Origin of the sequence: Erwinia persicina (assembly GCF_019844095.1) — a bacterium.
Taxonomy (GTDB): Bacteria; Pseudomonadota; Gammaproteobacteria; order Enterobacterales; family Enterobacteriaceae; genus Erwinia; species Erwinia persicina.
This window is the reverse complement of record NZ_CP082141.1, coordinates 228,918-250,466: the sequence shown is the minus strand read 5'-3', so window position 1 is coordinate 250,466 and position 21,549 is coordinate 228,918. Positions and strand designations below refer to the sequence as shown.

The window sequence follows — 21,549 nt, the reverse complement described above, 5'->3', positions numbered from 1 at the left end:
AAAAAAATGATCGCCCCTGCAACTGCAACCGACTTATCTGTGTCATTTGACAACGGTCCCACTAAGCCGGGACCGCTTTTTTCAGACGCACCGTTACGGCCATCGCCAGACAGGCCAGTAAACCGCTGAGAAGATAGACCGACGGTACCCCCATTGAACTCATTATCAGCCCTGCCAGCGGCCCGGTAATACCCAGCGCCAGATCCATAAATGCAGTATAAGTTGCCAGCGCACTGCCCTGATTCTGTGGCGGTACGGCACTGACCGCCACCACGCCAATGGCCGGAAAGACCAGCGAGAACCCGGCCCCGGTCAGCAGCGCCCCGCCGCGTGCCAGCCAGGGATCCCCAGCGCCCCAGACCATAAACAGCCCGAGAGCTTCTACCGCAAAGCACACCAGCGCCACGTTCAGCCCGCCGTGCCGGGTAATCGCATGAGGAAACAGCAGCCGCGTACCGACAAAAGCCACGCTGAACAGCGTCAGCGCAAAGGCCGCCCCATCCCAGCCTTTATCCTGATAAAACAGGGTGATAAAGGTGGCGATTACGCCAAAACCTGCCGACCCCATCGCCAGCAGCAGGCCGAAGCGCCAGATACGGCCCAGCACGGCACGAAACGGCAGCGGCCGGCCTGCGCTGCTTTTGACCTGCGCCCTGGGCAGCGCCAGCAGAATGCCCAGCAGCGCAATCGCCGTAATGATCCCCGCCAGCAGCAGCAGCCCGCCCCGGTCAAAGATTGCCACGCCGAGCGGTGCGCCAATCGCCATTGCGCCATAGGTAAAAATGCCGTTCCAGGAGATCACCCGCCCAATATGCAGTGGGCCGACCACGCCGACGCCCCACAGCGTGGAGCCGGTTCCGGCGAAGCTCTGCCCGACGCCCAGTATCAGCCTGCCCGTGCACAGCAGCAGCAAACTGAGCAGCGGCAGGGCACTGCTGATCGCCGCCAGCGCATAGCACAGGCCGCTGATAAAGCAGCCACACAGCCCGACGACCACGACTTTTTTGGGCCCCCACAGATCGGCATAGCGCCCGGCGTGCGGACGGCTGATCAGGGTGGTGAGATATTGCAGGCTGATCACCAGCCCTGCCCAGAACGCGCTGTAGCCCATCACATCATGGACATAGCCGGGCAGCACCGCCAGCGGTAAGCCGATGGTCAGGTAGCTGGCAAAGTTAAACATCACAACGGAGAAAATACGCAGATTTAAACGGAAGCCACTCAGCGCGGTGGTACCGGCGGGCTGCTCAGACATGAAAATCCTGCTCGCAGGGTCAAAAAGAGTGACACTTACTATACCCGAAATCCTGCAACCGTTAACAAGCGCAGGCGTCTTTCTTTCGCCATAAATCCGTCATACACCCTCCCTATACTCCCCCGTAACTCCCCATTTCCGGGGGGAAAAGTCCCAAAGAGGATAACAATATGGTCCGTTCTCCCACTTCCGTGACGCTGAAGGGCATTCACTATGCTTTCGGCACGCAGACGGTGCTCAACCATCTCGATCTCGACATCGGGGCAGGCAGCATTGTCGCGCTGCTCGGCCCTTCGGGCTGCGGCAAAAGTACCCTTCTGAAAATACTCGCCGGGCTGCTGCAACCCCGGCAGGGCACGCTGCATTTTGGCGACCGGCTGATGGCCAGCGCCGCCGTCTGCATCCCTCCCGAACAGCGCGATATCGGCATGGTCTTTCAGGACTATGCCCTGTGGCCGCATATGAACGTGGCGCAGAACGTCGCCTTTCCGCTGCTGATGCGCCGGGTGCCGGCACGCGAACGCGACGAGCGGGTAATGATGGCTCTGCAACGCGTGGGTCTGGCTGATTTTGCCGGGCGTAAGCCCTCCGACCTCTCCGGCGGCCAGCAGCAGCGCGTCGCACTGGCACGGGCGATTATCGCTGAACCGGCGATCCTGCTGTTCGATGAACCACTGTCGAATCTTGACCGCGACCTGCGTGAATCCCTCTGCCGTGAGATGGCTGGCCTGCTGCGCCAGCTCGGCACCACCGCCGTCTATGTCACCCACGATCGCAGCGAGGCGGAAATGCTGGCCGATCGTATCGTCTGGCTGTCGGCCGGATCGGTTGCCGCCCGTCAAACCGTTACGTCACTCTCCGGGGAACTTGCATGAACGTATTGAATTCGATGAAAACAGGAGCACTGTTAACGATGCTGTTATCTTCCGGCATGATGATCGCTGACGCACAGGCGCTGACGGTATATACCGCCGGGCCGGGCTCGCTGGCGAAAAGCCTGGCCGCAGGCTACGAAAAGCAGACGGGCGTCAAAGTGAATATATTTCAGGCCACGACCGGAAAGGTGATGGCGAGGCTGGAGGCCGAACAGGCCAACCCGCAGGCCGATGTGCTGATTTCTGCCTCCTGGGATACGGCCGAAGAACTGGAGCAGCGCGGCTGGCTGCTGCCGTACCAGAGCCCCAACGCAAAACAGGTGCCGGCCGCATTTAAAACCGACGCTTACGTTGCCCAGGGCATTTCCGCGCTGGGGATCGTCTGGAATACCGGGAGCGGCACCCCGGAGCCCAGAGAATGGAACGACCTGACCCGCCCCGAGTTTAAAGGCCGGGTGACCACCCCCGACCCGTCACTGTCCGGTGCTTCTCTCGACCTGCTGATCGGCCTGCAGAACAGTATGGGCGACGACGCATGGGCTCTGTTCAGCAGGCTAAAAATGAACGGTATGGTCATTGCCGGACCCAATGCCCAGGCGCTGACGCCGGTGCTGCAGGGCGCGAAAGCGGCCGTCTTTGGTGCGGTGGATTACGTCTCATATAGCAGCATTCAGGACGGTGAGGCGATTAAAGTGATTTTCCCCGCCAGCGGCACCGTCGTGGCACCGCGTCCGATGATGATCCTGAAAAGCAGCCCGCACGCGGCGGATGCCAGAGCATTTGTTGACTATGTGCTGTCAGAAGAGGGGCAGCAGAAAGTGGCCGACGCGTGGTTAATGCCCGCGCGCTCCGATGTCGGCGGCAAACGTCCCCTGCTTCGCGATCTCAAGCTTCTGCCGGCCCAGAGCGGTGGCAGCGCTGACCGTAGCGCCGTCCTGCAACGCTTTGGCACGCTGTTCAGCCACCCTTAATCTTGCCTGGGGTGGCGCACCTGCGCCCCCCCTTCAGGAACCCGCGATGACCTCACGTATACTTCCGCTGCTGACCGTGGCGCTGCTGCTGATCCTGGTGGCGCTGCCGCTGCTGTTTATCCTGCTGCAGGCGCTGTTTCCGGCGCTGGCACAGGGCTCGCTGGCCGGAGCATTCACCCCTGTCACCCGGCTGCTGGCCGACCCGCAGCTGCCCGCGCTGTTGCGGGGCACCCTGACAACCGGCCTGAGCGTGGCGCTGCTCAGTGCGCTGATCGGTATCCCGCTCGGCACACTGCGCGGGCTGTTTCATCTGCCGCTGGCGCGTCTCTGGGATCTGCTGCTGCTGATCCCGTTTCTGACCCCACCCTATATTTCTGCCCTCAGCTGGATGCTGGCGCTGCAGCACAACGGCTATCTGTATCAGGCGATCGGCGTCGATCTCAACGATCTGCTGTTCAGCCAGAGCGGCATTACGCTGGTGATGACGCTGAATATTTTTCCGGTGGTCTACTTTGCCGTATCACGCAGCCTGCTGGCGAGCGGACAGCAGCTGGCTATCGTGGCGCGGGTACACGGTGCCAGCGCCTGGCGCGCCTTCTGGCATGTCACCCTGCCCATGCTGCTGCCGGCGCTGGCGGCAGGCGTACTGCTGGCCTTTACCCTGGCGATTGAAGAGTACGGCGTTCCCGCCGCGCTGGGTTCCCGTGCCGGGGTGGTGATGCTGACGGTCGGTATCGAAGAGCGGCTGGCCGACTGGCCCATTGATCTGCCAGGGGCGTCGCTGCTGTCAGTACTGCTGGTCATGGTGGCCCTGGCCGCGTTTGCCTTACAGAAACGGTGGGTGGGCCATAAAGATGTCACCAGCATTAACGGCAAACCGGCGCAGAACAGCGGCAGCCCCCTCGGACCGTGGCGCTGGCCGGTGCTGCTGCTGTTTGCTGCGGTAGCGACCGTGATGGTGGCGATCCCGATGAGTTCCATGCTGCTGACGGCACTGCTTTCCACGCTGTCCGGTGGAATGCATCTCAGCAACCTGACGCTGCGCCACTTTGCTGCCCTGTTTGCCCTGCAGGGGGATGCCGTGACGGCCCTTTCCACCAGCGTTGGCCTGGCGCTGGGCACGTCGCTGGTGACCGGATTGCTGGGGTTCCTGGCTGCCTGGCTGGTGGTGGTTCGCCGCATTCGCGGGGCCGCGCTGATCGATGCGCTCTCCCTGCTGCCGGCGGCGCTGCCGGGCGTGGTGGTGGGCGTCGGGCTGATTCTGCTGTGGAATCAGCCCTTCTGGCCTGTGACGCCTTATAACAGCTGGCCGATCCTGCTGCTCTCTTACTGCTGTCTGCTGCTGCCGTGGCCGGTGCGCTATGTCAGCAGTGCGCTGAAGCAGCTCAGCAGCAATCTGGAACCCGCCGCCCGGGTTCACGGTGCCAGTGCCCTGGCGGCACTGCGCCATATCGTCATCCCGCTGGTGTTCCCCAGCCTGCTGGCGGCCATGCTGATGGTCTTTGCCATCGCCTCGCGCGAACTGGTGACCTCGCTGTTGCTGGCCCCGGCAGGTACGCAGACCGTGTCCGTGTTTATCTGGCGTCAGTTTGAGCAGGGTTCCGTGGGTCAGGGTATGGCGATGGCCAGCATCGCGATGACGACCGGTCTGGCGCTGATGCTCACCGCGCTGGCTATCCTGCAGCGGCGTGAACGCGGATAGCGGTGATGGGCTAAAATCCGATCATTCCTAAAGTGAGTGGCGGCTCGGTAACAACCGCTACACTTGCTGCGCAGAGTTCTTAAACGGAGGCGCGATGACCCCATTGCCGCAGGAAAAGATCGGGCAAAATATTTTACTGAAACTGGCCACCCTGGTGGTGATCCTGGGAGGGATCAAGCTGTCGGCTGAGATTATGGTGCCTTTTCTGATGGCGCTGTTTTTCGCCATCGTGCTGAACCCGCTGGTCACCTGGCTGATGCGGCGCGGCATCCGTCGCGGCCTCGCTATCAGTCTGGTGGTCCTGGTGGTGCTGATTGGTCTGGCGCTGATCATTGCGATGATTGCCGGTTCACTGCAGGAGTTCAGCGAGGTGTATCCGCAGCTTCAGGCACAGGCGGAGCAGAAACTCGCCATCATCCAGCACTTTGCCGCGCGATTTCACATCATGATTTCACCTGAATCGCTGGCGCAGCGGCTGGATCCCAACGCGGTGATGGATGTCGCCACCACCATGCTCGGCCAGTTCTCCGGGGCCATGACGCAGATCGTTCTGGTGATGATGACGGTGATATTTATGCTGTTTGAAGTTCACCATCTGCCGTACAAGCTGCGCTATGCGCTGGTTAATCCGCAGATCCGCATTGCCGGGCTGCACAGAGCGCTGAAAGGGGTGACGCACTATCTGGCGCTGAAAACGCTGATCAGCCTGGCGACCGGCATCCTGGTATGGCTGGCGCTGATGGCGCTGGGGGTAAAGTTTGCGCTGCTGTGGGGCCTGGTGGCCTTTGTGCTCAATTTTGTCCCCAATATCGGGCCGGTGATCGCCGGCATTCCGCCGGTTTTACAGGCGCTGCTGCTGAACACGCCGCTGGAAGCCGGGCTGGTTGCGACACTGTTTATCGCCATTCACATGCTGCTGGGCAACCTGCTGGAACCCCGGGTGATGGGCCGCGGATTGGGTCTGTCGAGCCTGGTGGTGTTTCTGTCGCTGATTTTCTGGGGCTGGCTGCTCGGCCCGGTGGGTATGCTGCTGTCGGTTCCGCTCACCAGCGTCTGTAAAATTCTGATGGAGACCACCCCCGGCGGCAGCAAGCTGGCGATCCTGTTAGGCAACGGCCGCAAATCGCTGTAACAGGCGTGAGACAGGGGTCGGGTCGGCGCTTTTTTCGCTCCGCCCGCCCTGTCAGCCCGCTTATTCGATAAACAAGCGATCGTAGACATGCTGTAAATGACGCGCCATGCAGGCACGGGCCTGTACCGCATCGCGGGCAATGATGGCCCGGGCAATATCTTCATGATCCTGATTCATCTCACGCGGAAAATCACTCTCTGCGTAGTGGCTTTCCAGCCGCACGAAGCGGGAGCTCTTCCGCTTATTCCACAGGTATTCCATCATGTCGCGCAGCACCTCGTTGCCCGTCATCTCGGCAATCAGCAGGTGGAAGCGCTTATCTTCCCGCAGAAACTTGTCGTCATTAACGTGTAACTGGATGAGATCCTGAGTGATCTCCTGCAATTCCGCACGCTGATCGTCACTGCCGTTGCGTGCGGCCAGCTCTGCCGTCATCGCTTCATACACCTGACGCGCCTGAATCAGCGCCTTCAGGCTGAACTCCTCCTCCGCCGGGGCGGCCTCAGTCTGCGGCAGCGGGTCCATCACGTACACGCCGTTGCCGGTGCGGATTTCAACCCAACCGGTGATCTCCAGCGCAATCAGCGCCTCACGAATCGACGAACGGCTGACGCCCAGCTGTTTGGCTAACTCACGCTCCGGCGGCAGAATCGCCCCGGCGGGAAACTGTCCCTTTTTAATGCAGCCAATCAGCAGGTTAGAAATCTGCCGGTAAAGGCGCTCAACTTTCAGTGTCGGTAATTCCATACCCATTCCAACGCGGACGATGTGATGAGCAGAGCTTATCACAGCGCTTCGGTCGCGTGTAAATGGCCCGCGATCCCCATGCTGCGATCGCCATCACGGTATTTAACGCCCTTTCGCGTTTATTCTCTGGTCCAGCGGCCTGACCACTGGGCCAGACACTTTCCCCTGTGACGCTCTGACAAGAAAACGGCCGTTGAGCCGTACAAGGAACGCCGATGACGGTTTCAGCCTTTGAATCACCTCTCCAGAAATCCAGCCGGCTCAAACGGATACAGACGGTGTCGCTGACCCTGCTGTTTCTCGCCGGGATTATCAATTTCCTCGATCGCGGATCCCTGTCGATCGCCAATGCGGCGATCCGCCACGATCTCGGCCTGTCTGCCACGGAGTTTGGCGTACTGCTGTCGGCGTTTTCCCTCTCTTACGGTATCTCCCAGCTGCCCAGTGGACTGCTACTGGACCGCTTCGGCCCGCGTATCGTACTTGGTGGCGGCCTGCTGTTCTGGTCGGTAATGCAGGCGATGGCCGGTGCGGTGAACAGCTTCAGCCACTTTATTATGCTGCGTATCGGGCTGGGCATCGGTGAAGCACCGTTTATGCCCAGCGGCGTCAAGGTGGTAAATGACTGGTTTAATGCCCGCGAGCGCGGTCTGCCGATGGGCATTTTTAACTCCTCCACCACCTTTGGCCAGGCCTTTGCACCGCCAATCCTTGTGGCACTGATGCTGGCCTTCGGATGGCGCATGATGTTTGTGATTATCGGCGTAGCCGGGGTCGCGATCGCCCTCTGCTGGTATGCCTGGTATCGCAACCGCGACCGTTTCGCGCTGACCCCGGAAGAAGAACAGTACCTGAACCAGGGCTCCACGCCGTCGCAAAAAACCCGCGTGTCCCTGAAGGAGTGGGGCGCGCTGTTTAAAAAACGCACCGTGTGGGGGATGATCCTCGGTTTCAGCGGCGTGAACTACACCGGCTGGCTGTATCTCTCCTGGCTGCCGGGTTACCTTCAGGCCGAGCGGGGCCTGAGCCTCTCCAGCACCGGCTGGGTCGCCGCGATTCCGTTTCTGTTTGGCTCAATAGGGATGCTGGTGAACGGTACCGTCGCCGACCGCCTCGCCCGCCGTGGTTATGGGCTGGCAAAAACCCGTAAAGCCCTGATCTGTTTTGGCCTGGTCTGCTCTGCGGCCTGCACCCTGCTGGTGGTGCAGTCCACCTCGACCGCCATGGCCGTCGGCTTTATCAGCCTGGCGCTGTTCTTCGTCCACTTCGCCGGCACCTCGGCATGGGGTCTGGTGCAGGTCATGGCCCCGTCACGCATGGTGGCCTCAGTCAGCAGTATTCAGAACTTTGGCAGCTTTATCTGTGCCTCATTTGCGCCGATTGTCACCGGCTGGGTGGTCGATACCACCGGTTCGTTCAATATGGCGCTGGTGATCTGCTCCTGCGTGACCTTCGCGGGCGCACTGGCTTACTTCTTTATCGTGAAAGACCCGATTGCAGATTAATTAAACGAACCACTCATCATCCGGGGCGGTCTCAGCAAAAAGCCCCGCAAGGAGATCACATGGAACACACATGGCGCTGGTACGGCCCTAAAGACCCGGTATCACTGGACGATGCCCGCCAGGCGGGGGCCACCGGCATTGTCACTGCCCTGCACCACATCCCTAACGGCGATGTCTGGCCGGTGGAGGAGATAAAAGCACGCCAGGCCCTGCTGGCAGAAAAAGGCCTGGTGTGGTCAGTGGTGGAAAGCGTGCCAATCCACGAATCGATTAAGACGCAGCGCGGCGATTACCAAAAATACATCGCCAACTATCAGCAGTCGCTACGCAACCTCGGTGCCTGCGGCATCGACACCGTATGCTACAACTTTATGCCCGTGCTGGACTGGACGCGCACCGATCTCGGCTGGACGCTGCCGGATGGTGCCAAAGCGCTGCGCTTCGACCATATTGCCTTTGCGGCGTTCGAGCTGCATATCCTGCAACGCCCTAACGCAGAGCAGGATTACAGCCCGGATGAGCAGCAGCAGGCCGCCGCCTGTTTTGCCGCCATGAGTCAGGAGGAGATCGACACCCTGACGCGCAATATTATCGCCGGACTGCCGGGGGCGGAAGAGGGCTACACGCTGGAGCAATTTCAGGCACAGCTGTCGCAGTATGACGGCATCGACCACGCGAAGCTGCGCGAACATATGGCCGCGTTTTTGCGCGCCGTAGTCCCCGTAGCACAGGAAGCCGGCATCGTGCTGGCGGTACACCCGGACGATCCACCGCGCCCGATCCTCGGCCTGCCGCGCATCGTGTCGACGATCGACGATATGCAGTGGCTGAAAGAGACCGTCGACAGCGTGCATAACGGCTTCACCTTCTGCACCGGCTCTTACGGCGTGCGCGCGGATAATGATCTGGTGAAAATGGCGGAAACCTTTGCCGACCGTATTCACTTTGCCCATCTGCGCTCAACCCTGCGCGAAGCGAACCCGAACAGCTTCCACGAAGCCGCACATCTGGCGGGGGATGTCGATATGGTTGGCGTGATTAAGGTCATCCTGGCCGAAGAGCAGAAGCGCCGCCGCGCAGGTAATCAGCGAGCCATTCCGCTGCGTCCGGATCACGGCCATCAGATGCTGGATGACCTGCATAAAAAAACCAACCCCGGCTATTCAGCGATTGGCCGTCTGAAGGGGCTGGCGGAAATTCGCGGCGTGGAGCTGGCGTTAAAACAGACCTTTTTTAACGCTGACTGATATCGGAAACAGCAGGTGTCGCCAGTGCACCTGCTGTTTACAGGACAGGCGTCAGTCGACAATAAAAAGCTGTGCACCGTTCTCGGTCCAGGAACGGTGTGCTTCTGCATTATCCGCGACCTGGTAACTCATGCCCGCCGTCAGAGTAAATACCCGCCCATCCTCCAGCTCCGTGTGTAACTCACCGGACAGGCACAGCAGAATGTGCCCTTTGCTGCACCAGTGATCGGCCAGATACCCTGCGGTATAGTCCACCCTCCTGACACGTATCTCGCCGAACTGCCGGGTGCGCCACCAGGCCGTGCCCGTTTCTCCCGGATGTTCCGTTGCTTCCAGCGCCGACCAGGTGGTGGTGCCAAAAGGAATATCGCTGATGTTCATTGTCTGGCTTCCATGAGAAGTGAAAAAATACAGTACGTCAGCGCGTGAGTGGCGACAAGTCCTGCCCTGCCGCGACGGAAAGAAAAGCGGCTTTTTCTCCCTCTTCAGCCGCAGCGGATAATAAGGGGTAAAGAAGGAAAACATGGCGGAAAAAAGATTTCAGCCTGAGAGATGGTGAATTGAACGATAATTTGCATAATAGTAACGCGATCCGTGGCGGGTATGACTCACGGAGTGCACAGGAGAATGATTGATCGTACACCGCCGCTGCGATCTCTTTAAGCAGCTCACAGGGGAAGCGCTTGCAAGCACTCGTAAAGCCTAAGCATGAAAAGATCTGGCTAATCCTTGCCGGGCTGTTGCCGCTGGTACTCTGCCTCGTTTTCACTTTTATTGAAGCACGTAAATCTGTTGTTAATCAGCAGAAACTCACGGCCTCTATGCTGCTGGAACAAGCTGCTCATATCAGTGATCTTGCCTGGTCAATGACCGACCGCCTCAACGCGTTCAGGGACCAGGACTGCCGGGCGATCCGCTCAGTGCTCCAGCAGTACGGCACCATCTACCCCTACTTTCGCTCTGTTGGCGTCGCGAAAGGCGATCAGGTCTATTGCTCCTCAGCCTTTGGGGCGATCAGGGGCAGCGTACAAAATATGATTCTGGTTCCGCCGCCTGAACACCGCGCGGCATCATGGATGCTCTCTGTGGACGGAACCTACAGCATGAAAGATCGCCCTGCCGTGGTCTTTATGCGCGAAGATGCCCAGGGTTTTGGTCGCTATGCGCTGGTGGAAGGGCAGTACCTGATCGACTTTATGACCGCAGCGGGTATCAAGCATGGCTACCATATCACCATGCAGTTTGGCGACGGCTACCGTATTTCCAGCGGTAAACCGCTCTATATCTATCAGGGTATCCTTGGCACCACCCGCTATACCCGCTCCGACAACCGCTACCCGATAACAGTGGCCATCACCTCGCCACGCACCGAGGCGCTGCAAAGCTGGCGGCAGACCCTGTTCACCTTCCTGCCCATGGCGATCATTTTGTCCCTGCTGTTCATCATGATCACGCTTAACTGGCTGAAGCGCAGAAGCTCATTCCACGATGAGATTGGCCGGGGTATCGCCCGCGGCGAATTCACCGTGCACTATCAGCCGGTGTGTAATCTGGCGACGGGCGAGTTATCCGGGGCCGAAGCGCTGTTACGCTGGCAGCGTCCGGATGGAAGCTGGGTGCGCCCGGATATCTTTATTGCCGCAGCCGAAGATGAAGGGATGATTATTCCCCTTACCCGGCATTTACTGGCGCTGGTGGCAAAAGACTGCGCCAGCTGGCAGGTCCCCGCCGATTTCAATATTGGTATTAATCTGGCGGCCGAGCACCTGCAACATGATGAATTTGTCAGTGATATGCGCCAGTTTTCTCACGATATTGCCCATCTTAATGCCTGTATTACGCTGGAACTGACGGAACGCAGCCTGATCCGCGACGGCGAAGAAGTGGGAGACAAACTGGCAGAACTGCGGCTCGCAGGTATGAAGGTCGCCATTGATGATTTCGGCACCGGCCACTGCTCACTGTCCTATCTGCAAACCTTCCCGATCGACTATCTGAAGATCGATAAAGGCTTTGTCAACGCCATCGAGACGCTGGAAGGCACGACGCCGGTGCTGGATGCCATTATCCTGCTGGCACAGAAGCTGGCGCTGAACATCGTGGCAGAAGGCGTGGAAACGACACTGCAACGGGAATATTTGAAAAATCGCGGCGTGGAGTACATTCAGGGTTACTACTACGCCCGTCCGATGAACAACGCGGCGCTGATGCAGTGGATTGCGCAGCAGCCCACGCCATCGGCTGGCCAGGTCTGATCAGCGACGGTTTCCATGCCGCTTTTTCCCTCTGGAGTAAGAAGTTTCCGACTGGAATTATGTCCCCGTGCGAAGTGTCTATATACTGTATAGCTGGCAGAATGCGCTGCCGTGCCGTACTGGCCCCCTGGTCATGACTGACGATAGCGTATTGTGCTGCAGGTTTTTCACCCGTGACAGGTCAGGCAGACAGCACGGGCCTGACCTGAACAGTGTGAATATTGAGTTGGAAAACAGATAATTACAGGGTGTTCTTTATGAAGCTACGTAGGAAGCGTGTTAAGCCTATTGGGATAAAAGACGTCACCATTATTGATGACACCAGATTACGTAAAGCCATTACCGCTGCCTCACTGGGCAATGCGATGGAATGGTTCGATTTCGGCGTATATGGGTTTGTCGCCTACGCACTGGGGCAGGTTTTCTTCCCCGGCGCTGATCCAGGTACACAAATGATTGCCGCACTGGCAACTTTCTCCGTTCCTTTCTTAATTCGCCCGTTAGGTGGCCTGTTCTTTGGTGCCCTGGGTGACAAATATGGTCGCCAGAAAATCCTGTCGATTACCATCATCATTATGTCGATCAGTACCTTCTGTATCGGCTTAATCCCCTCCTATGCCTCGATTGGCATCTGGGCACCGATCCTGCTGCTGCTGTGTAAAATGGCGCAGGGCTTCTCGGTCGGCGGCGAATACACTGGCGCATCCATCTTTGTTGCCGAGTATTCCCCGGACCGTAAGCGTGGCTTTATGGGCAGTTGGCTGGACTTCGGCTCCATTGCCGGGTTCGTGCTCGGTGCCGGCCTGGTCGTGCTGATCTCTGCGGTTATCGGCGAAGCCCGCTTCCTTGAGTGGGGCTGGCGTATTCCGTTCTTCGTGGCGCTGCCGCTGGGTATCATCGGGCTCTATCTGCGCCATGCGCTGGAAGAAACCCCGGCCTTCCAGCAGCACGTCGACAAACTGGAGCAGGGTGACCGTGAAGGCCTGGCCGAAGGCCCGAAAGTCTCGTTTAAAGAGATTGCCACCAAACACTGGAAAAGCCTGCTCTCCTGCGTCGGTCTGGTGATTGCCACTAACGTTACCTACTACATGTTGCTCACCTACATGCCGAGCTACCTGTCGCATAACCTGCACTACTCAGAAGATCATGGCGTGATGATTATCATCGCCATTATGCTGGGTATGCTGTTTGTGCAGCCGGTTATGGGCCTGATGAGCGATAAGTTTGGTCGCCGTCCGTTTGTGATCATCGGCAGCATCGCGCTGCTGGTGCTGTCCATTCCGGCATTTATGCTGATCAACAGCGGCGTGATGGGGCTGATTTTTGCCGGCCTGCTGCTGCTGGCGGTGATCCTGAACAGCTTTACCGGTGTGATGGCCTCCTCTCTGCCAGCCATGTTCCCGACCCACATCCGTTACAGCGCGCTGGCCAGTGCCTTTAACATCTCGGTGTTGGTCGCCGGTCTGACCCCGACCATCGCAGCATGGCTGGTCGAAACGACCAGCAATCTCTATATGCCGGCTTACTATCTGATGGTTGTCGCCGTGATTGGTCTGATCACCGGTCTGACCATGAAAGAAACCGCCAACATGCCGCTGCGCGGTGCCACGCCAGCAGCGTCGGACATGGCGGAAGCCAAAGAGATCCTGCAGGAGCATCACGATAACATCGAGCAAAAAATCGAAGATATCAGCGAGCAGATCAGCGAGCTGGAAGCGAAACGCTCCCGCCTGATCGATCAGCATCCACGTATCAACGAGTAAACATCCGGGCGGCCAGAACAGGGCCGCCCTTCTTTTTGCCCATTTTCTCCGCAGTCAGTCCTTCAGATAAACCTTACGTGCGGCGAAAACCCACTTTATTTCCCTGAACAGCTAAACTCTCCCCCCTGACCGTAAACCGAATCTGAGGTATGAAATGAAAATTAAAAGCTACGCGGCCATGCAAGCAGGACAGGCTCTTGAACTGTATGAATACGACGCAGGCGAACTGAGCACAGAGGAAGTGGAAGTCGAGGTTGAATACTGTGGCGTCTGTCACTCTGACCTGTCGATGATCGATAACGAATGGGGTATCTCTCAGTATCCGACCATTGCCGGCCATGAAGTGATCGGTCGCGTTTCCGCCCTGGGTGAGGCGGCAAAAAATAAAGGCCTGTCCATTGGACAGCGCGTGGGTATTGGCTGGACGGCAAAAAGCTGTCAGCACTGCGATGCCTGTATCAACGGCGAGCAGGTGAACTGCGAAAAAGGCACCACCCCGACCATCCTGAATAATGGCGGATTTGCTGAAAAGCTGCGCGCTGACTGGCAGTGGGTGATCCCGCTACCGGAAAGCCTGGATGCAGCCGCAGCCGGTCCCCTGCTGTGCGGCGGCATCACCGTGTTTAAACCGCTGCTGATGAGCAATATCACCGCGACCAGCCGCGTGGGTGTGATCGGCATCGGCGGTCTGGGCCATATCGCAATCAAGATCCTGCGGGCGATGGGAGCAGAAGTGGTGGCTTTCAGCTCCACTGCCAATAAAAAGCAGTCCATCCTGGACATGGGTGCCGATGAAGTCATCAACAGCCGTGACCCGGAAGCGCTGAAAGCGCAGGCCGGACGCTTTGACCTGATCCTCAGCACCGTCGCCGTGGATCTCGACTGGAAGCCGTACTTCGATGCACTGGCACCGCAGGGCAAATTCCACACCGTCGGGGCCGTGATGAAGCCGTTCCAGGTCAGCGCGTTCGATCTGATTATGGGCGATAAAGCGATCACCGGTTCCTCCACCGGCTCTCCGGGCCAGCTGCGTTCGCTGCTGAAGCTGGCGGCACGCCGTGATATTGCACCGCACGTCGAGTTCTTCCCGATGTCAAAAATCAACGACGCACTGGAGCACGTCCGTGCGGGGAAAGCCAACTTCCGCGTGGTGCTGAAAGCCGACTTCTAAACCCTTGCCCCGGGGCCGATCGGCTGTTGCGATCGGCTCTTGCGGTCAGCGTCTTTTCCGCGGGCAGATACGCTCTTTCCCCTTCTGCCCGCCTCTCTTATTCCGCCAGCGTTCCCCCGTACGATAATATTTATTTACACCTTAACCCTTAATAATTATAGTTCTCATTTGCTTTACCATTACAGGCAATAACCTGCCTGATTGCCGTATCAGTGGACCTCACCGCTACTTCATGGATAAGTCAGAGTACTCATACCGCCTAAGGATAACCGGTAGATATTTTCGTGCCCGGTGCAGGTATTGACTCAACATCAGCAACTTATTCCAGGAATGATCGTGCCAATGTCTCGCTCTAAATCCCGTAAGCAGCATCACTCAGCGCCATTATCTGCATCACGTATTTTCACCCCGTTGGTTGCCGCACTGTTGGTAATGTCTGCATTGCAGCCCGCCGTTGCCGCCGACAGCGCCAAAACCGATACGCTGACCGTGGAGGCGAATACGGATACGGCAGCAGCCCAGGCCGCCACGGATTACAGCGTTCCGGTCACCAGCGCAGGTACCAAAATGCCGCTGACCGTGCGTGATATTCCGCAGTCTGTTTCTATTGTCAGTCAACAACGGATGCAGGACCAGGGACTGCAGAGCGTGGGCGATGTTCTGAACAACACGGTGGGCGTGTCGGCCTCTAATATCGATTCCGACCGATCAAACTATTATTCCCGCGGCTTCCTGATTAATAACTACCTTTTCGACGGCGTGCCCACCGTGGTGACCGATGTCTGGGACCTGGGCGATACCCGTTCGGACACCGCCATTTACGATCGTATCGAAGTGATTCGCGGTGCGAACAGCCTGGCCCTGGGTTCCGGTAACCCGTCAGCCTCCGTCAATATGGTGCGAAAACATGCCGACAGCAAAGTGGTCACCGGTAAGCTGTCTGCAGAAACCGGCAGCTGGGATAAACAGCGCTACGTCGGGGACGTCACCGTGCCGTTAAATGAATCTGGCACCCTACGCGGCCGCGCCATCGGGGGTTATCAGGAAAATGACAGCTGGCTTGATCGCTACCATGCCCGAAAGAAATTCCTTTCCACCGTGCTGGATGCCGATTTAACCGATTCCACCACGCTGTCACTGGGCTGGGATTACCAGGACAGCAGCTCCGAAGACCCAAGCTGGGGCGGCATCCCGACGTTCTACAGTAACGGCGAACGTACCCACTTTGACCGTAGTTTCAACTCCGGTGCGGACTGGGCCTATAGTGACAAAGAATCCAACAAGATCTTTGCCACGCTGATGCAAAAATTCGACAGCGGCTGGCAGGCACAGGTCAGCGGCAGCCACACCAGAACGACTTTCGATACACGTCTGATGTACTCTGATGGTTACCCGGATAAAGTCACAGGCACCGGTAATACGTTGTACAGCGGCTGGAACAAAGGCCGCCGTACTACAGACAGCGTCGATCTGTATGCCAACGGCCCTTTCGAGTTGCTGGGACGCTCTCACGAGTTGATGGTCGGCGGCAGCTACAGCAAACAGGAAAATACCTTCTATAACAGCTTCTCAGACCTGTCAGGGGTAGATACCGGTAACTATCACGACTGGAACGGCAGCGTCACCGAAGGGACCTGGTCACCGTGGACAAACTCACTGGCTGATACTATCCGCCAGAGATCGGTTTACACCGCCGCACGCTTCTCACTGGCTGACCCACTGTCGTTGTTAGTAGGTGCCCGCTATACCGACTGGAGCGCCAACGGTACATCAGGCTCAAACACCAGTGATAAAGTCGCCCCTTATGCGGGTCTGACTTTCGATCTTAATGACACCTACTCGCTGTACGCGAGTTACACCCGTATCTTCCAGCCACAAACCACACGCAGCAGCAGCGCGAAATATCTCGCCCCCGTGACGGGAAAAAGCTACGAAACGGGTATGAAAGGCGACTGGATGAACAGTCGCCTGACTGCATCGCTGTCGTTATTCCGTACCGAGCAAAACGGCCTGGGGGTAAACAGCTACGTCTATATTCCGAACACCACAGAATATGCGTACGATTCGGTTGATGCGGTAAGCCGGGGCGTAGAATTTGAAGTGAACGGCGCGCTGACCGACAACTGGCAGATGACCTTCGGTGCATCACGCTACATTGCCGAACAGCGTAACGGCACTGCCGTGATGCCGGAAATCCCGCGGACTACCGCGAAGCTGTTCACCCGCTACCGTCTGCCGATGCTGCAGGATCTGACCGTTGGCGGCGGCGTAAACTGGCAGAATAAAACCTGGGCCAACGTTGCCAGTGCCCCGGCGGATTATATTGACCAGTCGCCGGTGACCCTGGTGAATCTGTTCAGCCGCTACCAGGTCACGAAGCAGGTTTCTGTTCAGGCCAATATTAACAACCTGTTCGATAAAGAGTATTACGATTACCTGGGTACCTATGTTGTTTACGGCGCACCGCGAAACGTCACCGTATCGGCTAACTACTCGTTTTAATGAGATAATTTTTACCCGGAACCATGCCGGTTGTGCAGACTGGCCGGCATTGTTCTTTCTACCCGATAAAATAACGAACAGGCTACTTTTTTTCCGATACACTGCAGCATTGATCGGCTCAATGTCGCGTATTCATGCACTATTACTCCCCGGACGACACACAGTTAAAACAGCGCTCAATGCGCTTTATTCGTCGCATGTTCGCCATGCGGCAACTGGGCACTTTTTTATGTTTTTTCCCGTTTCTTTCTGTACTGTCCGAACTGAACCGGGGACTGTGGCTGGCTATTCTGCTGGGGCTTAATGCCTTTGTCTGGCCGATCATTGCCTGGATGCTGTCTCACTCATCCTGGGATCCGACCGCAACAGAACGGCGTAATCTGACCATTGATGCCGCCTTCGGCGGTATCTGGGTCGCCCTGATGGGCATCAGCCCGGTGCCCTCCTTTGTCATTATGGCGGTGCTGGCCTCAGACCGCTATGCAGCCGGTGGCTGGCCGCAGCTCAAACCGGCGATAGCCGCTTTCCTGCTGGCGTTTATTCCCGCGTGGAGCGTGGCCGGCATGCCGCTGGTGACCACGTTCAGCACGCGCACGGTCTGGCTGACGCTGCCGCTTGCCACCTGCTATATGCTGGTGCTGAGCGCCGTCTCCTATCAACTGACCCTGACCCTGCGCCGAAAGAATCGCGAACTGGAACGCATTTCGCTGATGGATCCCAGTCTGAAAATCCCCAACCGTCGCCTGTTTGACCGCCGTCTGGAAAGCGAATATCTGCGCACACAGCGCGGTGATGGTCATGCCTGGCTGATGTTGCTGGATGTGGATAATTTCAAACAGGTCAATGATCGCTTTGGTCATGAGGCCGGGGATTATCTGCTGGCTGAAATCTCCATGCTGCTGCGCACGGAAGTGGGCATCCGGGATATTCCTGCCCGTTTCGGCGGGGATGAACTGGGGGTGATTGTGCGCGACGCAGACAGCAACACCATTGTGATGCTGGCCGTCGCATTAAAAGAGAAAATCTCACTGATACGTTTACCTGCCTCCCCGCACTTTCAGTGCTCGGTCAGCATCGGTATTGCCCCGGCGGACAGCGCCGATTCCATCCATCAGTGGCTGCGCCATGCCGATCAGGCGCTGTATAACGTTAAACGTACCGGGCGTGATGGTATCCACCTCTGGAACCCGTAATGTTCACGGGCTTCCGGTCCGGCAGACCGGAAGCCCGTGGGGTAAACGCGCCGATTATTTATCCCGACGATGGCGTACCGGGGCACCGTTAGCGACATAGTACGGCACGTCACTTCGCGCTAAAGGTGGACGTCCACGGATCATATCAGCGATTTTCTCGGCAATCATAATCGTCGGGGCGTTAAGATTGCCGGTGGTGATCCGCGGCATAATGGACGCATCGACAATGCGCAGGTTCTCCATACCGTGGACTTTACCCTCGTTACCGACCACGGCCATGTCATGATAACCCATCGCATTTGAGCACGACGGATGATAGGCCGTTTCCGCATGTTCGCGTACAAAGCGATCCAGGTCGTCATCACTTTGGTAATCTGCCCCCGGCGAAATTTCCTTACCACGGTAGGGATCGAGCGCGCGCTGCTGCATGATCTCCCGGGTGATGCGAATGGCCGCCCGAAACTCACGCCAGTCCTGCTCCTGAGACATATAGTTAAACAGGATGCTGGGATGGTCGTGCGGATTTTTCGAGACGATCTGCACGCGTCCACGGCTGGGTGAACGCATCGAGCCGACGTGCGCCTGGAAACTGTGGGTTTTAATTGGATTAGAACCGTTGTAGTTAATCGCCACTGGCAGGAAATGATACTGAATATTTGGCCATTCAAACTCCTCATGGCTACGAATAAACCCGCCTGCCTCAAAGTGATTACTGGCACCAATACCGGTGCCCATTACCAACCATTCAGCGCCAATCAATGGCTGATTATGTAACTTCAGTGCAGGGGACAGCGATACCGGCTGCTTACACTCGTACTGCAGATACATTTCAAGATGGTCCTGCAAATTCGCCCCAACGCCGGGCAGATCGTGAACCAGTGGAATATCCAGACGTTTTAGCAAGCCGGCAGGCCCCACCCCTGAGCGCTGCAGGATTTGTGGGGAAGCAATCGCCCCCGCGCAGAGTAAGACTTCACGCCGGGCATGGGCCGTATGCTGCGTCTCTTTTTGCAGCCAGCTCACGCCGGTCGCCCGCTTACCCGTAAACAGGATCCGGTCGGTAACGGCGTGGATCTCAATCGTCAGATTGGGACGCCTGCGCGCCTGGTCCAGATAGCCACGGGCGGTACTTGCGCGGCGGCCCCGGGGCGTGACGGTGCGGTCCATCGGACCAAACCCCTCCTGCTGATATCCATTTAAGTCGTCAGTGCGCGGATACCCGGCCTGAACCCCGGCCTCGACCATCGCGTGAAACAGCACGTTGTTATCCTGTCTGGGCGTGGTGACGCTCACCGGCCCGCAGTCACCGTGGTAGTCATTGCCCCCGATGTCACGGCGCTCCGCCATTTTGAAATAAGGCAGGCAGTCGAGATAGCTCCAGTTCTCCAGCCCTTCCAGTCTGGCCCAGCCGTCGTAGTCCAGGGGATTGCCACGGATGTAGCACATGCCGTTGATGAGCGAAGATCCCCCCAGGCCTTTACCCCGGCCACACTCCATACGCCGGTTGCCCATAAAGGGCTCTGGATCGGTCACATAGGCCCAGTTATAGCGGCGTCCCTGCAGAGGATAAGCCAGAGCAGCAGGCATCTGCGTGCGAAAATCCTGGCGGTAATCCGGCCCCCCGGCTTCCAGCAACAGCACACTGACGTCGGCGTCTTCTGTCAGGCGCGTGGCCAGCACATTTCCCGCTGAACCCGCCCCTATAATGATGTAATCATATTCCCTGATAGTCGTCATCGTTACCTCCACATCCTTGTTAAAAAACAGATTGATAGCGTTCCAGCTCGACCTGAATGGACTTGATACGCGTGTACTGGGCGAGCGTGGCGATGCCGTTTTCGCGTCCGACACCGGACTGCTTATAACCCCCCACCGGCATTTGCGCTGGCGATTCCCCCCAGCAGTTGATCCAGCAGATACCCGCTTCTAACTGATGGATGGTGCGGTGAGCTTTTGCCAGGTCGCGGCTGATCACGCCTGCAGCCAGACCGAAGTGGGTGTTGTTCGCCCGCTCAATGGCTTCCTGCTCATCGTCCCACGTCAGAATGCTCATGACCGGCCCAAAGATCTCTTCTTTGACGATCGTATGGTGGTCTTCACAATCGGTGAAAATCGTCGGCTGAACGTAGGCGCCTTGTGCACACTGCCCCGACCGTTCACGCTCGCCGCCGCACAGTAACCGCGCCCCCTCAGCTTTACCGGTTTCAATATAGCGCAGCACCTTTTCCATGTGAGCAAAGCTGGTCAGCGGGCCGAAATTGGTATCGGGATCCATCGGGTCGCCGCTGCGGATACGTCGTACACGCGTCTGCAGCGCTTTCTCCAGGGCGCTTTTCTGTGAGCGATGCACAAAAACCCGGGTGCCGTTGGTACAGACCTGACCTGAACTGTAGAAATTCGCCATCATGGCAACATCCGCCGCCAGCTCAATGTCGGCATCGGCCAGGATCAGCAGGGGCGATTTACCGCCTAACTCCATGGTGACGTCTTTAAGTGAGGAAGCGGCCGCGCTGGCCATGACTTTCTTGCCCGTTTCGATACCGCCAGTAAAGGAAATTTTCTCAATGCGCGGATGCCGGGTAAGCCACTCTCCGACCTCGCGGCCTGCGCCCTGAAGCACGTTAAATACGCCATCTGGCAGGCCCGCCTGCGTATAGATTTCAGCCAGTTTAAGCGCCGTCAGCGGGGTCACTTCACTGGGTTTAAAAATCATCGCGTTGCCGGCAGCGAGCGCAGGTGCGGATTTCCACAGCGCAATTTGAATCGGATAGTTCCAGGCACCAATCCCCGCGGTGACGCCCAGCGGTTCCCGACGGGTATAGAAGAAGCTGGTCTCACGCAGAGGATACTGTTCGCCTTCTATCGCCGGCGCCAGACCGGCGTAATACTCCAGAACATCCGCGCCGGTCACGATATCAACGACGGAGGTTTCGGAAAAAGGTTTACCGGTATCCAGCGTCTCCAGATAAGCCAGTTCATCGTTGCGTTCACGCAGGATCTCAACGGCGCGCAGGAGAATACGCGAGCGCTCAGTGCCGGTCATGGCCGCCCAGATTTTCTGACCACGTTCTGCACTGGCCACGGCTCGCTCAACATCCTCACAGGTGGCGCGCTGAACCACAGCCAGTACCTCACCGTTTGCCGGATTGATCGTCTCAAAGGTTTCTGCGCCACCAGCAGGCGTCAGTTGTCCATCAATATAGAGTTGTTGCAGGGGAAACTTAGCCATCA

At 57.9% G+C, this 21,549-nt stretch carries 16 protein-coding genes; 11 read left to right on the top strand and 5 right to left on the bottom strand.

The annotated features are described in order from the left end of the window. Nucleotides 1-61 precede the first annotated feature (61 nt). A complete protein-coding gene (locus tag K6L24_RS01055) occupies nt 62-1,255 on the bottom strand; it encodes an MFS transporter (RefSeq protein ID WP_062748236.1) in 1,194 nt (397 codons plus the stop codon). A gap of 170 nt (nt 1,256-1,425) precedes the next feature. On the opposite strand from K6L24_RS01055, the gene K6L24_RS01050 reads away from it, so the two are divergent. From K6L24_RS01050 to K6L24_RS01035, 4 genes are all read left to right on the top strand, one after another. Continuing rightward, on the top strand, nt 1,426-2,130 hold the full coding sequence (locus tag K6L24_RS01050; protein WP_062748235.1) for an ABC transporter ATP-binding protein: 705 nt from the start codon (nt 1,426-1,428) through the stop codon (nt 2,128-2,130). Further along, nucleotides 2,127-3,101 carry an ABC transporter substrate-binding protein gene (locus tag K6L24_RS01045; protein WP_118665288.1) on the top strand — a complete coding sequence of 325 codons (975 nt, stop codon included), beginning with the start codon at nt 2,127-2,129 and terminating at the stop codon, nt 3,099-3,101. Before K6L24_RS01050 ends, K6L24_RS01045 begins: the two co-directional genes overlap by 4 nt. A 46-nt stretch (nt 3,102-3,147) precedes the next feature. After that, nucleotides 3,148-4,803: an ABC transporter permease gene (locus tag K6L24_RS01040; protein WP_222681864.1), complete on the top strand. Its 1,656-nt coding sequence runs from the start codon at nt 3,148-3,150 to the stop codon at nt 4,801-4,803. Nucleotides 4,804-4,897: 94 nt separating this feature from the next. Next, nucleotides 4,898-5,935: an AI-2E family transporter gene (locus K6L24_RS01035; protein WP_062748229.1), complete on the top strand. Its 1,038-nt coding sequence runs from the start codon at nt 4,898-4,900 to the stop codon at nt 5,933-5,935. 60 nt (nt 5,936-5,995) lie between these two features. Here the strand turns inward: K6L24_RS01035 and K6L24_RS01030 are convergent, their stop codons facing one another. Continuing rightward, nucleotides 5,996-6,682 (bottom strand): FadR/GntR family transcriptional regulator, encoded by a 687-nt coding sequence (locus K6L24_RS01030; RefSeq protein WP_118665286.1) that lies wholly within the window; start codon nt 6,680-6,682, stop codon nt 5,996-5,998. A gap of 215 nt (nt 6,683-6,897) precedes the next feature. Between K6L24_RS01030 and K6L24_RS01025 the strand changes: the two genes are divergently transcribed. Together K6L24_RS01025 and uxuA are read left to right on the top strand one after the other, a co-directional pair. Continuing rightward, nucleotides 6,898-8,187, top strand: coding sequence for an MFS transporter (locus K6L24_RS01025; protein ID WP_222681863.1), 1,290 nt, complete (start codon nt 6,898-6,900; stop codon nt 8,185-8,187). Nucleotides 8,188-8,246: 59 nt separating this feature from the next. Continuing rightward, on the top strand, nt 8,247-9,434 hold the full coding sequence (gene uxuA / locus K6L24_RS01020; protein ID WP_062748224.1) for a mannonate dehydratase: 1,188 nt from the start codon (nt 8,247-8,249) through the stop codon (nt 9,432-9,434). Between the two features lie 51 nt (nt 9,435-9,485). Here uxuA and K6L24_RS01015 read toward each other — a convergent pair whose 3' ends face one another. Next, nucleotides 9,486-9,815: a DHCW motif cupin fold protein gene (locus tag K6L24_RS01015; RefSeq protein ID WP_062748222.1), complete on the bottom strand. Its 330-nt coding sequence runs from the start codon at nt 9,813-9,815 to the stop codon at nt 9,486-9,488. A 302-nt stretch (nt 9,816-10,117) separates the two neighbouring features. Here K6L24_RS01015 and K6L24_RS01010 point away from each other — a divergent pair, with 302 nt between their 5' ends. From K6L24_RS01010 to K6L24_RS00990, 5 genes are all read left to right on the top strand, one after another. Continuing rightward, complete coding sequence (locus K6L24_RS01010) at nt 10,118-11,689, top strand: EAL domain-containing protein (protein ID WP_191927920.1); 1,572 nt, start codon at nt 10,118-10,120, stop codon at nt 11,687-11,689. A 257-nt stretch (nt 11,690-11,946) separates the two neighbouring features. Further along, nucleotides 11,947-13,452 (top strand): glycine betaine/L-proline transporter ProP, encoded by a 1,506-nt coding sequence (gene proP / locus K6L24_RS01005; protein ID WP_062748216.1) that lies wholly within the window; start codon nt 11,947-11,949, stop codon nt 13,450-13,452. Between the two features lie 154 nt (nt 13,453-13,606). Then, complete coding sequence (ahr, locus tag K6L24_RS01000) at nt 13,607-14,623, top strand: NADPH-dependent aldehyde reductase Ahr (protein WP_118665278.1); 1,017 nt, start codon at nt 13,607-13,609, stop codon at nt 14,621-14,623. Nucleotides 14,624-14,965: 342 nt separating this feature from the next. Then, the gene (fhuE, locus tag K6L24_RS00995; RefSeq protein WP_245006707.1) at nt 14,966-17,125 is read left to right on the top strand and encodes a ferric-rhodotorulic acid/ferric-coprogen receptor FhuE; all 2,160 of its coding nucleotides are present in this window, start codon (nt 14,966-14,968) and stop codon (nt 17,123-17,125) included. A gap of 134 nt (nt 17,126-17,259) precedes the next feature. Then, complete coding sequence (locus K6L24_RS00990) at nt 17,260-18,318, top strand: diguanylate cyclase (RefSeq protein WP_062748213.1); 1,059 nt, start codon at nt 17,260-17,262, stop codon at nt 18,316-18,318. A gap of 54 nt (nt 18,319-18,372) precedes the next feature. Here the strand turns inward: K6L24_RS00990 and betA are convergent, their stop codons facing one another. Together betA and betB are read right to left on the bottom strand one after the other, a co-directional pair. Continuing rightward, the gene (betA, locus tag K6L24_RS00985) at nt 18,373-20,055 is read right to left on the bottom strand and encodes a choline dehydrogenase (protein ID WP_062748211.1); all 1,683 of its coding nucleotides are present in this window, start codon (nt 20,053-20,055) and stop codon (nt 18,373-18,375) included. A gap of 19 nt (nt 20,056-20,074) precedes the next feature. Further along, nucleotides 20,075-21,547, bottom strand: a complete 1,473-nt coding sequence (gene betB / locus K6L24_RS00980; RefSeq protein WP_118665914.1) for a betaine-aldehyde dehydrogenase — start codon at nt 21,545-21,547, stop codon at nt 20,075-20,077. Nucleotides 21,548-21,549: the final 2 nt, after the last annotated feature.